This is a genomic window from Caenispirillum salinarum (assembly GCF_044803115.1).
GTDB lineage: Bacteria > Pseudomonadota > Alphaproteobacteria > Rhodospirillales > Rhodospirillaceae > Caenispirillum > Caenispirillum salinarum_A.
Map to the genome: position 1 here is coordinate 262,273 of NZ_CP085224.1, position 14,012 is coordinate 276,284.

Sequence of the window (14,012 nt, forward strand, 5' to 3'; positions counted from 1 at the left end):
GCCGGGTTTCCGCGTTTCCCCATCACGCACCGGCATAAGGACACCATCCATGACCCGTTCCCGCGGCAAGGCTCCCAGCCAGCGCCAGCTGCGCGTCGGCGAGGAAATCCGTCACGCGCTGGCCTGGACGCTGGAGCGCGGCGACTTCGACGACCCGGCGCTCAACCAGCCCATTACCGTCACCGAAGTCCGCTGCAGCCCCGACCTGCGCAACTGCACGGCCTTCGTCACGCCGCTGGGCGGCGGCGACCCGACGGACATCCTGAAGGGCCTCAAGCGCGCCGCTCCGTTCCTGCGCCATGAACTGGCTCAGAAGATCCGCATGAAGTACGTGCCGCGCCTGTCGTTCCAGCCCGACGAAAGCTTCGACGAGGCGGCCCACATCAACGCCATCCTCCACAGCCCCGAGGTCGAGCGCGACCTGGAGCGCCCCGAGGACGACACCGAGTGGGTCGACGCGCCGGACGACGGCGACGAGTCGCCCGCCGATCCTGACACCGCTCCTGACGCCGACGCCGACGCCGAGGGGCGTGATGGGGCGTAGGAAGAAGGGGCAGCCCATCGACGGCTGGCTGGCCGTCGACAAGCCGGTCGGCATGACGTCCACGGCGGTGGTCTCCACCGTCCGCCGCCTGCTGGATGCCCAGAAGGTCGGCCACGGCGGCACGCTGGACCCGCTGGCTTCGGGTATCCTGCCCATCGCCTTCGGCGAGGCGACCAAGACCGTCTCCTACGTCATGGACGGTCGCAAGACCTATGCCCTGACGGTGCGCTGGGGCGAGGAACGCTCCACCGACGACCGCGAGGGCGAGGTCACCGACACCTCGGACGTGCGCCCGATGCCGGAGCAGATCGAGGCCGCCCTGCCCGCCTTCATCGGCGAGATCCAGCAGGTGCCGCCACGCTTTTCCGCCGTCAAGGTGGCGGGCCGGCGGGCCTATGACATGGCCCGCAAGGACGAGGACGTGGAGCTGGCACCGCGTCCCATCCTGATCAAGGAATTCACCCTGCTGGAGTGCCCCGACGCCGACCATGCGGTCTTCCGTGTGGTCAGCGGCAAAGGGGCCTACATGCGATCCCTCGCCCGCGATCTTGCGCGGGCGCTGGGGACCGTCGGGCATGTCGCGGCGCTGCGCCGCACGGCCTGCGGACCCTTCAATGAAGATGGCGCGATTTCACTGGATAAACTGGAGGCCCTCGGGCATAGTGCCGCGTCATCCGACACCTTGCTTCCCGTCTCGACCGCGCTGGACGACATCCCGGCCCTGGCCCTGACGGAAGTGGAGGCCAACCGCCTGTCCCACGGACAGCCCGTACCGGTGCTGCCCGTGGTTCGGCGTTCTTCCATTCAGGGCGTGATCGCGGGAACGACCGTGCGCGCCATGGAAGGAGACCGCCTGGTGGCTCTGGCCCGGATCGAGGGCGGCGAGGTCCGCCCCGTCCGCGTCATCAACCTGAAGAAATAAGAGGTATCACGATGTCGATTACGCCCGAGCGTAAGCAGGAACTCATTCAGGAATTCGGCTCCAAGCCCGGCGACACCGGTTCGCCCGAGGTTCAGATCGCGATCCTGACGGAGCGGATCAAGAACCTGACCGAGCACATGAAGGAGCACAAGAAGGACACGCACTCCCGTCGCGGCCTTCTGATCCTGGTGGGCCAGCGCCGCCGCATGCTCGACTACGTCAAGCGCAAGGAAGTGGCGCGCTACGAGAACCTGATCGGGCGTCTCGGCATCCGCCGCTAAGGTCCTGATACTGGCACGGCCCGCTCCGGCATCCGGGGCGGGCCGTCACCTTACCGGCGGACATGCCGGGGGTGACCGGGCAAGGGCCCGACGTGCCGCACCATGTCCGTGGATCGACAGCCCGGCCGGCCGAAGAGCGGCTCGCGGGGTGCGCAATCCGGCGCCGATCCGGTTAATGAGGAAGTTTCAATGTCCATGTTCAACGTGTTCCGCAAGGAAATCGATTGGGGCGGCCGCAAGCTGGTGCTGGAGACCGGCAAGGTCGCCCGCCAGGCCGACGGTGCCGTGATGGTCACCTACGGCGACACCACCGTGCTCGCCACCGCCGTCGGGTCGAAGACCAAGTCCAACTTCGATTTCTTCCCGCTGACCGTGAACTACCAGGAGAAGACCTTCGCCGCGGGCAAGATCCCCGGAGGCTTCTTCAAGCGCGAAGGCCGTCCCTCCGAGAAGGAGACGCTGACGTCGCGCCTGATCGACCGTCCGATTCGTCCGCTGTTCGCCGAGGGCTACCGCAGCGAGACCCAGGTGGTCTGCACCGTGCTGTCGCACGACATGGAGAACGATCCCGACATCGTCGCCATGATCGGTGCGTCGGCCGCGCTGACCATCTCCGGCCTGCCCTTCCTGGGCCCCATCGGCGCCGCCCGCGTCGGCTACATCGACGGCCAGTACGTGCTGAACCCGACCGCCGACCAGATGAAGGAGACCAACCTGGATCTCGTCGTCGCCGGCACCACGCAGGGCGTGCTGATGGTCGAGAGCCAGGCCGACGAGCTTTCCGAAGATGTCATGCTGGGTGCGGTGAACTTCGGCCACGAGCAGTTCCAGCCGGTCATCGCCGCGATCATCGAGATGGCCCGCAACTGCGCCCGCGAGCCGCGCGAGATCGCGCCGGCCGCGCCGGAAGTGGCGATCGTCAAGGAGAAGGCCGAGGCCATCCGCGCCGAGGTCGCCGAGGCCTACAAGATCGTCAACAAGACCGAGCGCCAGGACGCGCTGGCGGCCATCCGCCAGAAGTTCGTGGAAAGCCTGGGCGAGAACGAGGCCGAAATCGGCGTCGCCGGCAAGGTTCTGAAGGGCCTGGAGTCCGAGGTCATGCGCCGGTCGGTGCTCGACACCGGCAAGCGCATCGACGGCCGCGACACCAAGACGGTGCGCGCCATCGAATCCGAGGTCGGCTTCCTGCCGCGCGCCCACGGCTCCGCCCTGTTCACGCGCGGCGAGACCCAGGCCATGGTGACCGTCACGCTGGGCACGGGCCAGGACGAGCAGATCATCGACGCGCTGGCGGGCGAATACCGCGAGCACTTCCTGCTGCACTACAACTTCCCCCCGTACTCGGTGGGTGAAGCGGGCCGCATGGGCAGCCCCGGCCGCCGCGAGATCGGCCACGGCAAGCTGGCTTGGCGCGCCATCAAGCCGCTGCTGCCCAAGAAGGAAGACTTCCCCTACACCATGCGCGTGGTCTCCGAGGTCACCGAGTCCAACGGCTCGTCCTCCATGGCGACCGTCTGCGGCACTTCGCTCGCCATGATGGACGGCGGCGTGCCGCTGCCGCGCCCGGTGGCCGGCATCGCCATGGGCCTGATCAAGGAAGACGACGGCTTCGCCGTGCTGTCCGACATCCTGGGTGACGAGGATCACCTGGGCGACATGGACTTCAAGGTGGCCGGCACCGACCAGGGTGTCACCTCGCTGCAGATGGACATCAAGATCACGTCCATCACCAAGGAGATCATGGAGGTTGCCCTGCGCCAGGCGCGCGACGGCCGCCTGCACATCCTGGGCGAGATGGCCAACGCGCTGACCGGCGCCCGCGAGGGTGTCGCCGCCAACGCGCCGCGCATCACCACCATCACCATCAACCCGTCCAAGATCCGCGACGTCATCGGGTCCGGCGGCAAGGTGATCCGCGAGATCACCGAGCAGACCGGCACCAAGATCGACATCGACGACGACGGCACCATCAAGATCGCGTCGGCCGACCCGGAAGCGACCGACAAGGCCGTGGCGTGGATCAAGGGCATCGTGGCCGAGCCCGAAGTCGGCGTGATCTACACCGGCAAGGTGGTCAAGATCATGGACTTCGGCGCCTTCGTGAACTTCCTGGGCTCGCGCGACGGCCTGGTCCACATCTCCGAACTGGCGCAGAACCGCGTCAAGAACGTCGGCGACGTGGTCAGTGTCGGCGACATGGTCAAGGTGAAGTGCATCGGCTTCGACGACCGTGGCAAGGTCAAGCTGTCCATGAAGCAGGTTGACCAGGAAACCGGCCGCGATCTGGCGGCCGACGAGAAGCAGACGGCCGAATAAGGCCGCATCGGCGGTGCATCCCGTCCCGGCCGGCGCCTCCTTGCGAGGGCCGGCCGGGACGCGGGGCGCCGCCGCTTCTTCTTCGGGAAACGACCCATGCGAAGCCTTCCGTTTCCGCTGCCTTCGGTCATCGCCCACCGCGGCGCCTCGGCCGTTGCCCCGGAAAACACCCTCGCCGCCTTCCGCCGCGCCGCCGACGAGGGCGCGGCCTGGATCGAATGCGACGTCAAGCTGACCGCCGACGGACGCCCGGTCGTCATCCACGACGACACGCTGGAGCGCACGACGGACGGCGGCGGTGCCGTGGCCGACGCGCCGCTCGACACCATCGGCGCGCTGGATGCCGGCGGCTGGTTCGACCCCGCCTTCCGCGGCGAGCCGGTGCCGACGCTGGAAGAAACGCTCGACCTGCTGGCCGAGCTGGGGCTGGGCGCCAACATCGAGATCAAGCCCTGCAAGGGCCGCGAGCGCGAAACCGCCGAGGTGGTTGCCGCCCTGGTGGCCGCCCAGGGGCGCGACGTGCCGGTGCTTTTTTCCAGCTTTTCTCACGAGTCGCTGGCCGCAGCGCGCGACACCGCGCCGTCGGTGCCGCGCGGCCTGCTGGTCTGGGAGCTTCCCGGCGACTGGCAGAAGCTGGCGGAAACCCTGGACGTGGTGGCGATCCACGCCGATCATGCAACGCTGAAGCCTGATCAGGTGGCGGACGTTCATTCGGCGGGGTATCGTGTGCTCGCCTACACCGTGAACGACGAGGCGACGGCGCGCGTGCTTGTGGAAGCGGGCGTGAATGCCATCATCACCGACGCGCCCGGCCGCATCCGGTCGGCGCTCGACGGCGAGGCCGGCTGACGCGGCTGGTCCGATCGGCCGAATTGGCGGCACGGTCGGATACGGGAGGTTTATGGCGCGGACATTCCGCCCCATATCGGGTATGCATCCGGCGGTGGAGTTCCGCCGGACCGCGATTTGAAAAGACAAGAGGATGGACGGGTGAAGGCGATCAAGCCGATTGTCATCTCGGGCAAGGAAGTTCTTCCGCTGGTTGAGGGCGGCAAGGGCATTGGTGTTTCCAACGGGGCCAGCTCCGGCGCCTGGGCCGCGGCCGGTGGCGTTGGAACCTTCTCGGGGGTCAACGCCGACTCCTACGACGAGCACGGCAACATCATCCCCATGGTCTACAAGGGGAAGACCCGCCGCGAGCGCCACGAGGAACTGATCGAGTTCGGCATTCAAGGCGGCATCAACCAGGCCCGGGTGGCCCACGAGATCAGCAACGGCGAAGGCCGCATCCACATGAACGTCCTGTGGGAGATGGGCGGCGCCGAGCCCATCCTGGAGGGCGTTCTGGAAGGTGCGAAGGACCTGATCCACGGGGTCACCTGCGGCGCCGGCATGCCCTACCGCGTGGCCGAGATCGCCGTGCGCTATGGGGTGTACTACTATCCCATCGTGTCTTCGGGCCGCGCCTTCCGCGCCCTGTGGAAGCGCAGCTACCACAAGAACCCCGAGTTCCTGGGCGGCGTCGTCTACGAGGACCCCTGGCTGGCCGGCGGACACAACGGTCTGTCCAACGTGGAAGACCCGCGCGCACCGCAGGCGCCCTACCCGCGCGTCGCCGAGCTGCGCAAGGTCATGCGCGACATGAACGTGCCGGAGGTCCCCATCTTCATGGCCGGCGGCGTGTGGTCGCTTGCGGAGTTCGAGGACTGGCTGGACAACCCGGAAATCGGGCCCATCGCCTTCCAGTTCGGCACCCGTCCGCTGCTGACGAAGGAAAGCCCCATTTCCGACGAATGGAAACAGCGCCTGCTGACGCTGAAAAAGGGCGACGTCTTCCTGCACCGCTTCAGCCCGACGGGGTTCTACTCCTCGGCCGTGAAGAACGAGTTCCTGGACGACCTGATCGGCCGCTCCGAGCGCCAGATCCCCTACCTGCGCAAGCCGGACGGCGACCTGACGGCGGCGCTGGCCATCGGGGCGCGGGGCCGCGAGGTGTTCGTCACGCCCGAGGACCGCGAGAAGGCCGAAAAATGGATCGCGGCCGGCTACACCGAAGCGATGCGCACGCCCGACGGCACGCTGGTCTTCGTCACGCCCGCCAGCCAGAAGCACATCCTGAAGGACCAGATCGAGTGCATGGGCTGCCTGTCGGCCTGCAACTTCTCCAACTGGTCCCAGCACGGCGACTTCACCACCGGCAAGCCGGCCGATCCGCGCAGCTTCTGCATTCAGAAGACCCTGCAGAACATCGCCCACGGCGGCGACGTGGAACACGAACTGATGTTCGCCGGCCACAATGCCTATCGGTTCGCCGAGGATCCCTTCTACGCCGACGGCAACATTCCGACGGTGAAGGAACTGGTGGACCGCATCATGACCGGCGCCTGACCGCACGCCGATCATCGGTTTTACACCAAGGGTAGAAATGGGGGCGCATGGTTGCCGCATGGCGACAGCGCCCCCATTTTCCTTGGAAGGCGAACGAGAATTACACTAAATTGCCATGGAACCTTGTCGCGCCCTTTGGACTGAGCTGGATACGCCGCCATGACCTCGACCTGTGACACCGCGAGCCTGACGGATCGTCTGCGTGCCGCCGGCCTGCGTCCGACCCGCCAGCGCGTTGCGCTTGCCCGCCTGCTGTTCGGCGACGGCGACCGGCACCTGACGGCGGAACAGCTTCATACGATGGCGCTGACCGCCGACGTGCGCGTGTCGCTGGCGACCGTCTACAACGCCCTGCACCAGTTCACCGACGCGGGCCTGCTGCGCGAGATCGTGGTGGACAGCGGCCGGTCGTACTTCGACACCAACACCACCGAGCACCACCACTTCTACTACGAGTCCTCGGGCCGGCTGGAGGATATTCCCGCCGACCAGATGACGCTCTCGGCCGTGCCCGCCGCCCCCGAAGGCACGGCCATCAAGCGCGTCGACGTGGTCGTGCGGGTGGACGGCTAGGCCTGCGGGTCAGCTTTTCTGGTATCCGGGTGCTGGTGCCCCTCTGCCCTTTCGGGTAAGCTGCATCGGCACGTCCACCGAATGATCGGCCGGATGTGGTAGCATTCGGAGGATGCGGCGGCCGGGCCGCCCCGGCAGCGCAGGTGGAAGGGACGAGGGGACCGTGACCACGGACGAGGGGGTCATCGACGAGCAGGCTCTTCTGCGCCTGGCGCGGGAAAAGTCGGCCGAGGCGCGGGCCCGCCTTGCGGCCACCATCAGCGACCTGTTCCGCGACGAAGACGACGCCCTGACGGACCGCGAGCGGGCGCTCATGGCCGACATCCTGCGCCGCGTGCTGCGCGACATCGAGATCGGCGTGCGCCGGCAGGTGGCGACGGCCTTGGCCGGCCAGCCGTCCCTGCCCCACGACCTGATGGTGTTCCTGGCCAACGACGAGATCGAGGTCGCCTACCCCATCCTGCGCCAGAGCCGGGTGTTGCAGGACGCCGACCTGATCGAGGTCATCCGCAACCGCACGCAGGAACACCAGCTCGCCATCGCCAACCGCTACCACGTCAGCGAGGCCGTGTGCGACGCGCTGGTGCAGACCGGCCAGCACGAGGTCATCCGCGAGCTTCTGCAGAACCCCGATGCCGACATCAGCGGCGCCACCATGGATTATCTGGTGGACCAGTCGCGCCGGGTCGACAGCTTTCACGAGCCCATCCTGCGCCGCGCCGACCTGCCCGAGGACTTGGCAAAGCGCATGTTCCTGTGGGTGTCCGCGGCGCTGCGCACCTACATCGTCGACACCTTCCGCCTGGATGCCGCCGTGGTCGACGACCTGCTGGAGACGGCGGCGCGGGAAGGCTACGACTCGGTGCGGCAGGAGGCGAGCCGCCGCCCGGCGCAGGCCCTGGCGGAGCGCCTGGCGCGCCACAGCGCCATCACGCCCGAGCTTCTGGTTTCGGCGCTGCACGACGGCGAGGTCAGCCTGTTCGTCAGCCTGATGAGCCGCCTCGCGGAAATGCGCGAGCCGCTGGTCAAGCGCATGCTGTTCGAGCCGGGTGGCGAGGGCCTCGCCATCACCTGCCGGGCGCTGGGGTTCGCGCGCAAGGATTTCTCGGTGATTTTCCTGCTGTCGCGCAAGGCCCGGCCCGAGAATGCGCGCACCTTCAAGCGGGACCACGAGGCCGCCATGGCCTTCTTCGACCGCATCCAGGCGCCCGCCGCGCAGAAGGTCCTGCGCCAGTGGCAGCGCGACCAGGACTACCTGCGCGCCCTGCGCGACATCGAGACGGGCGCGGCCGTGTCGCGATGACCATGTGGGGACGCCAGACAGACCTGGAAGCGCGCCAGCGCCTCTATGACCTGGGGCGCCTGGTGTCGGACTGGATCTGGGAAACCGATCCCGCCGGCCGCTTCACCGTGGTCTCGCAGCGCAGCCTGGACATCCTTGCCGTGCTGCCCGAGGAACTGGCCGGCCGCAGCTTCGCCGACTTCGCCGAGGAACCGGAGACCGTCATGGGCTGGCTGGCCGAGCAGCGGCCATTCCGCGACCGGCCTTGCCTCCTGCGCCGGCGCGGCGGACGGCTGCGCCACGCGCGCCTGTCCGCCCTGCCCTGGTACGACCCGGCCACCGGCGCCTATCGCGGCATGCGCGGAACCTGCCGCGACGTCACCGAGGAAGTGCTGGCGCACCAGGCGCTGTCCGACCAGCTTGCCTTCCAGCAGAGCCTGCTCGACGCCATTCCGACGCCGATCTTCTACCGCGGCGCGAACGGCAGGTACGGCCTCGTCAACCGGGCCTTCGCCGACATGGTCGGGCGGCCGGTGGACGCTGTCCTGGGGGCGAGCCTGTTCGACCTGTTCCCGACGGCCGTGGCGCAACGGCTGTTCATGGCCGCCAGCCTGCCGCCCTCGGCCGGGGAAGGCGTGCGCCAGCATGTCGACCGTCTGCCGTGGACGACGCCCGGCGATGCCGGCGGGGGTAAGGAGCGCGACGTGGTCATCACGCTGGCTCCGGCCCGCGCGCCCGGCGACACCGTGGCGGGGCTGGTGGGCGTCGTCACCGACATCACCGACCGCTGCAGCGTGGAAGCTGACCTGCAGCGCACCGTTGCGGCCCTGGAGGCCAGCGGCCGCGAGATGGAGCAGTTCCTGCACGTCGCAAGCCACGACCTGCAGGAGCCGACGCGCACCGTCGTCAGTTTTTGTCAGCTTCTGGCGCGGTCGCTGGGCGATGCCGCGACGCCCGCGCAGGCGGACTACATCGACCACGCCGTCGACGGCGCCCACCGCATGCGGGCGGTGGTGGAGGATCTGGGCAGCTATGCCCGCGCCGGCGTCCGCCCGGCGGCCCCGGCCGTGGTGGACTGCGCGCCGCTGGTGGGGGCGGTGCTCCAGGGCCTGCGCGGCCAGGCGGAGGCCGTGGGCGCGTCGGTGGAGGTGGGCGCCCTGCCCGCCGTCTGCGCCGACCGCGCCCAAGTGTCGGAGTTGTTCCGCAACCTGCTGGACAATGCGCTGAAGTTCGCCGCGCGCGACCGCCCCACGGTCATCACCGTCGACGTCGTGCCGCCGGGGGCCGACGACCCGCCGGGCCACCGGCGCTTTTGCGTCGCCGACAACGGCATCGGCATTCCGCCCGACCAGCGCGAGCAGGTTTTCGCCCTGTTCCGCCGCCTGCACGGTCACCATGCCTATCCCGGCACCGGGGCCGGCCTGGCGGTGTGCCGGCGCATCGTGGAGCGCCACGGCGGCCGCATCTGGATCGACCCCGGCACGACGCGCGGCACGGCGGTGCTGTTCACCCTGCCCGAAGCCGACCCCGCGCGCGTCACCTGCGACATGGACGCGCCGGCCTGGGGAGGCTAGAACCGCAGGGCGTCCCGCCGCGTTGCCGTCCGACGGAGAGCCCCATGCCGCATGCCCTGCACTACACCGGCCAGCCGCTCGACCGCGCCGACCACCTGCGCGAGGAAGACATCCGCACCCTTCTGTCGGGCGACCGCCTGCGGGTGCTGCCGGTCTGGCGGGGGCGCCATGCGGTGGGGCCGGACCGCATGCCGCTGTGGCGCACGAGGCCGGAACCCGGGCCGGCGGCCGAGGCGCCCGTGTTCCTGGGGCGCGACGCGGCCGGCATCACCTGGGCGACGGAGGACCTGTCGGCCCGTCCGCCGGCCGATCCCGACGACAAGGACCGGGGTCCGGGGCCGCTGGCGGGGCTGGAGGCAGAGGCCCAGTGGCTGGATCTGCGCACCTTCGGGGTCACCCTGCCCGCCGCCCTGGCCGCCACGCTCGCCTATGCGCGCGGCATGATCTTCTGGCACGCCGGCCACCGGTTCTGCGGCCGCTGCGGCGCCCCGACGGAGGTGGGGCGCGGCGGCCACATCCGCCTGTGCACCAACACCGACTGCGCCGCCCCCAGCTTTCCGCGCACCGATCCGGCGGTCATCATGCTGGTGACCGACGGCGACCGCTGCCTGCTGGGCCGCCAGGCGCAATGGCCCGACGGCATGGTCTCCACCCTGGCCGGTTTCGTGGAGCCCGGCGAGACGCTGGAGGAGGCCGTGGCCCGCGAGGTCATGGAGGAAGCCGGCATCCGCGTCGGGGCCGTCACCTATCGCGCCAGCCAGCCGTGGCCCTTCCCGTCGTCCCTCATGCTTGGCTTCTGGGCGGCGGCGGAGACCACCGCGATCACGGTGGACGAACGCGAATTGGCCCATGCGGCGTGGTTCCATCGCGACGACCTGGCCGCCATGGGCGAGGTGGGCGACGGCGCGCCCGGCTGGAAGCTGCCCCGGCGCGACAGCATCTCGCGCTGGCTCATCGAGACATGGCGCACGCGGGAAGGCTGATCCGCCCCGAAATTTCCGTTATGCTCCAACGCGGTGACGGAAGGACGGGGGAAAGGCCGTGGCTGAGGAAAAGTGGCACGAGAACGTCGTGGTGCGCGTGGCGCTGGTCACCGGCCTGGGCATCGTCGCCCTGCTGGTGCTGCTGAACCTGTTCTACGACGGCGACCGCCTTCCCGAGGGGGTGACCGCCACCGACTACCAGTCGGGCGACTGGGTCAGCCCGGTGCCTGCCTCCCTGCGCGGCACCTGGGCCGTGGAAGGCCGGTGCGAGGACGAGGACAGCCTGATGGTGATCTTCTCCAACGGCGGCTACCGCTGGCGCAAGTCGCGCACCGACTGGGGCTTCGCCCGCGGCAAGTACCGCTATACGCACCCCAACGCCTATCGCATCGAGTTCCAGTTGCAGCGGTTCCAGCAGCCCAGCGACAACCCGGATGCCGTCATCACCGTTTCCGGTAACGAGATGCGCAAGTACAACCCGATGGGCGGAACCAACGAGACCTTCATCAAGTGTCCTTCGTGAACTTCCTTCTGCGCACGGCCTTCGGGTTCGTGCTGGGCGTGGTGCCCATCCTGATCGTGCTGTCGCTGATCGGCGCGGCGGTGTCCACGGTGCCCTTCGTGGTGGTGCTGTGGCCCATGACGCTGTCGGCCATCGGGCTCTACGTGCTGCTGGCCTGGCTGCGCTGGCACCGGCGCCGGCGGCGCGAAGAGGCGCAGCGCAAACAGGCCGAGGCGGGGGAATAACACCTTCGTTCGGCGCATCTCCGGGTTCCCGTGGTGGATATGTGACACGCCTTTGAGGTATCCTTCCGGCCAAAGACCGTGCCGGGGACGGGCCCCGGCGCCAAGGATGACAGGGACATGAGCGACACCCGCACCGGGACCGGACAGGCCGCGCGCGACCCGTCGCGCGCCTTCCTCCTGCGGCTTGTTGAGGCCGCCAAGGAGGGGCAGCGCCTGGGCGACCCGCGCGATGTGGAAACGCTGAAGCGCTGGGTGCGCATCTGCGAGGGCATTCCCGACGGCCCGCTCATGCAGATCGTTCCCACCACCATCCGCGCCCTGTTCGGCCATGCCGACTATGCGCCGATCCTGCAGGCGACGGGGCTGGACCGCAAACAGCCGTTGCAGCACGAGGCCATCTCGCCGTACGTGGTGGCCTATCGCCGCTACGTCCGCGCCCGGCGCAGCACCGGCAATCCGGGCGAGCTGCGCGACACCATCGACACGCTGCGGCGCGAGTTGCGCGACCTGAAGGCCCAGTTCGACGCGGTCTTCGACAACGCCATGAAGCTGGAGGAGGAGCGCGCCCGCCTCGCCTCCGAGAACGAGAGCCTGCAGCAGCGCGTGCTGCACGAGCAACTGCGCGCCGACGAGGCCACCCGCGCCCTGACGGAGGCGCGGCAGAAGGCCTTCCGCCTGTTCCGCGTCTACCTGTTCCTGCTGAAGGAAGAGCGCGAGCGCCTGTCCAACGACCCCATGCGCGAGCGCCTGCTGACCGCCGAGGTGGCGGTGGAGACCCACTCCGCCACGCTGGAGGCCCTGGGCATGAAGGACGACGCCGAGGCGCAGGCGCAGGAGATCCTGGGGCGAGACCTGTTCCAGGAATACTTCCGCGAAACCGACAGCCGCCGCGTCCCCGACCCGGAAACCCTTCAGGGAGAGCTGTTCCGCGCCCGCGAACGCGCCGGTGCCGGGCAGGCCGACGGTGGCGCGGCCGCCGGCGGAAGCGGCGACGACGGCGCCCGCCCGCCCTTCCGCCCGCGCGTCGTCAACGACCGCTGAGGCGCCGCGCCGGGCGCCGATTCGCCGCCGCTCCGCCCGCGCGATCGCTGCGTCCCGCACCGTGACGAAAAACCGGTATTCCGTTGCCTTGGAAAGGGCGGAAAACCGCCCGGTAAGCGGGTGATTCCGGCCGATTTTCCTTCACCCCATGGGGCCGTGTGATATACTCGGCGGCCCGCCGTGCCTTATGTGCGGAACCCATTCTTATTGAACCCATTTCCAGGCCTGCTTCCGACATGAAACTGACCATCGAGCGCTCCGTCCTGCTGAAGTCCCTCGGACATGTTCAGAGCGTCGTGGAGCGGCGCAACACCATTCCCATTCTCTCCAACGTCAAGCTGGACGCGACGCCCGACGGCCTGAAGCTGAACGCCACCGACATGGACCTGGAGATCGTGGAGACGGCCGAGGCCCAGGTGCAGGACGCGGGCGCCACCACGGCCCCCGCCCACACCCTGCACGACATCGTCCGCAAGCTGCCCGACGGCAGCCAGATCGAACTGACCTACAACGCCGAGGACAGCCAACTGGCCCTGCGGTCGGGCCGCTCGCGCTTTTCGCTGTCGTGCCTGCCGGTTGAGGACTTCCCGGCCATGGTGGGCGGCGAGTTCAGCCATTCCTTCACGCTGTCGGCCGGCGACCTGCGGGCGCTGATCGACCGCACCCGGTTTGCCATTTCCACGGAAGAAACCCGCTTCTACCTGAACGGCATCTATCTGCACGCCACCAAGTCCGAGGGCGTCGACGTGCTGCGCGCGGTGGCCACCGACGGTCACCGCCTGGCCCGCTTCGAGGTGCCGCTGCCCGAGGGCGCGGGCGGCATGCCGGGCGTCATCGTGCCGCGCAAGACGGTCGGCGAGCTGCGCAAGCTGATCGACGAGACCGGCATGGACGTCGCCATCAGCCTGTCGGAAACCAAGATCCGCTTTGGCTTTGACGAGGCCACCCTGACGTCGAAGCTGATCGACGGCACCTTCCCCGATTACGAGCGTGTCATCCCCACCGAGAACGACAAGGTGATGGAGGTCGACCGCAAGCTGATCGCCGACGCCGTCGACCGCGTCTCGGCCATTTCCACCGAAAAGAGCCGCGCCATCAAGATCGCCATGGAAAAGGGCGTGGTGACCCTGTCGGCCTCCAGCCCCGAGGCCGGGTCCGCCGTGGAAGAGGTGGAGGCCAGCTTCGATGCCGGTCCGCTGGAGATCGGCTTCAACTCGCGCTACCTGATGGACATCCTGGGCCAGATCGAGGGCGAGGCCGCCCGGTTCGACATGGCCGATGCCGCCAGCCCGACGGTGATCCGCGAGGTCAGCGACGGCGCGGCGATCTACGTCCTGATGCCCATGCGGGTGTGACGGGCC

14 protein-coding genes are annotated in these 14,012 nt (G+C 68.8%); all 14 read left to right on the plus strand.

Annotation, left to right across the window (positions count from 1 at the left end):
- Window positions 1–49 precede the first annotated feature (49 nt).
- The gene (gene rbfA, locus LG334_RS01220; protein WP_404382524.1) at window positions 50–544 is read left to right on the plus strand and encodes a 30S ribosome-binding factor RbfA; all 495 of its coding nucleotides are present in this window, start codon (window positions 50–52) and stop codon (window positions 542–544) included.
- Window positions 534–1,466: a tRNA pseudouridine(55) synthase TruB gene (gene truB, locus LG334_RS01225; protein WP_404382526.1), complete on the plus strand. Its 933-nt coding sequence runs from the start codon at window positions 534–536 to the stop codon at window positions 1,464–1,466. The genes rbfA and truB overlap by 11 nt, the downstream gene beginning before the upstream one ends.
- An 11-nt stretch (window positions 1,467–1,477) precedes the next feature.
- Entirely contained in the window at window positions 1,478–1,747 is a 270-nt protein-coding gene (rpsO, locus tag LG334_RS01230; RefSeq protein ID WP_009539363.1) for a 30S ribosomal protein S15, read from the plus strand.
- Window positions 1,748–1,936: 189 nt separating this feature from the next.
- Window positions 1,937–4,063 (plus strand): polyribonucleotide nucleotidyltransferase, encoded by a 2,127-nt coding sequence (gene pnp / locus LG334_RS01235; RefSeq protein ID WP_404382528.1) that lies wholly within the window; start codon window positions 1,937–1,939, stop codon window positions 4,061–4,063.
- A gap of 96 nt (window positions 4,064–4,159) precedes the next feature.
- Window positions 4,160–4,912 (plus strand): glycerophosphodiester phosphodiesterase, encoded by a 753-nt coding sequence (gene ugpQ, locus LG334_RS01240; protein WP_404382530.1) that lies wholly within the window; start codon window positions 4,160–4,162, stop codon window positions 4,910–4,912.
- A 141-nt stretch (window positions 4,913–5,053) separates the two neighbouring features.
- Window positions 5,054–6,451 carry an NAD(P)H-dependent flavin oxidoreductase gene (locus LG334_RS01245; RefSeq protein WP_404382532.1) on the plus strand — a complete coding sequence of 466 codons (1,398 nt, stop codon included), beginning with the start codon at window positions 5,054–5,056 and terminating at the stop codon, window positions 6,449–6,451.
- A gap of 159 nt (window positions 6,452–6,610) precedes the next feature.
- Entirely contained in the window at window positions 6,611–7,024 is a 414-nt protein-coding gene (gene irrA / locus LG334_RS01250; RefSeq protein ID WP_009539359.1) for an iron response transcriptional regulator IrrA, read from the plus strand.
- 163 nt (window positions 7,025–7,187) lie between these two features.
- On the plus strand, window positions 7,188–8,327 hold the full coding sequence (locus LG334_RS01255) for a DUF2336 domain-containing protein (RefSeq protein WP_404382534.1): 1,140 nt from the start codon (window positions 7,188–7,190) through the stop codon (window positions 8,325–8,327).
- A complete protein-coding gene (locus LG334_RS01260) occupies window positions 8,324–9,880 on the plus strand; it encodes an ATP-binding protein (RefSeq protein ID WP_404382536.1) in 1,557 nt (518 codons plus the stop codon). Before LG334_RS01255 ends, LG334_RS01260 begins: the two co-directional genes overlap by 4 nt.
- Before the next feature lie 44 nt (window positions 9,881–9,924).
- Window positions 9,925–10,863, plus strand: coding sequence for an NAD(+) diphosphatase (gene nudC, locus LG334_RS01265; protein ID WP_404382538.1), 939 nt, complete (start codon window positions 9,925–9,927; stop codon window positions 10,861–10,863).
- A 58-nt stretch (window positions 10,864–10,921) separates the two neighbouring features.
- Window positions 10,922–11,386 (plus strand): hypothetical protein, encoded by a 465-nt coding sequence (locus tag LG334_RS01270; protein ID WP_404382540.1) that lies wholly within the window; start codon window positions 10,922–10,924, stop codon window positions 11,384–11,386.
- Window positions 11,374–11,610, plus strand: coding sequence for a hypothetical protein (locus tag LG334_RS01275; protein ID WP_009539354.1), 237 nt, complete (start codon window positions 11,374–11,376; stop codon window positions 11,608–11,610). The genes LG334_RS01270 and LG334_RS01275 overlap by 13 nt, the downstream gene beginning before the upstream one ends.
- Window positions 11,611–11,727: 117 nt before the next feature.
- On the plus strand, window positions 11,728–12,651 hold the full coding sequence (locus LG334_RS01280) for a hypothetical protein (RefSeq protein WP_404382542.1): 924 nt from the start codon (window positions 11,728–11,730) through the stop codon (window positions 12,649–12,651).
- 236 nt (window positions 12,652–12,887) lie between these two features.
- Window positions 12,888–14,006 (plus strand): DNA polymerase III subunit beta, encoded by a 1,119-nt coding sequence (dnaN, locus tag LG334_RS01285; protein ID WP_404382544.1) that lies wholly within the window; start codon window positions 12,888–12,890, stop codon window positions 14,004–14,006.
- Window positions 14,007–14,012 lie beyond the last annotated feature (6 nt).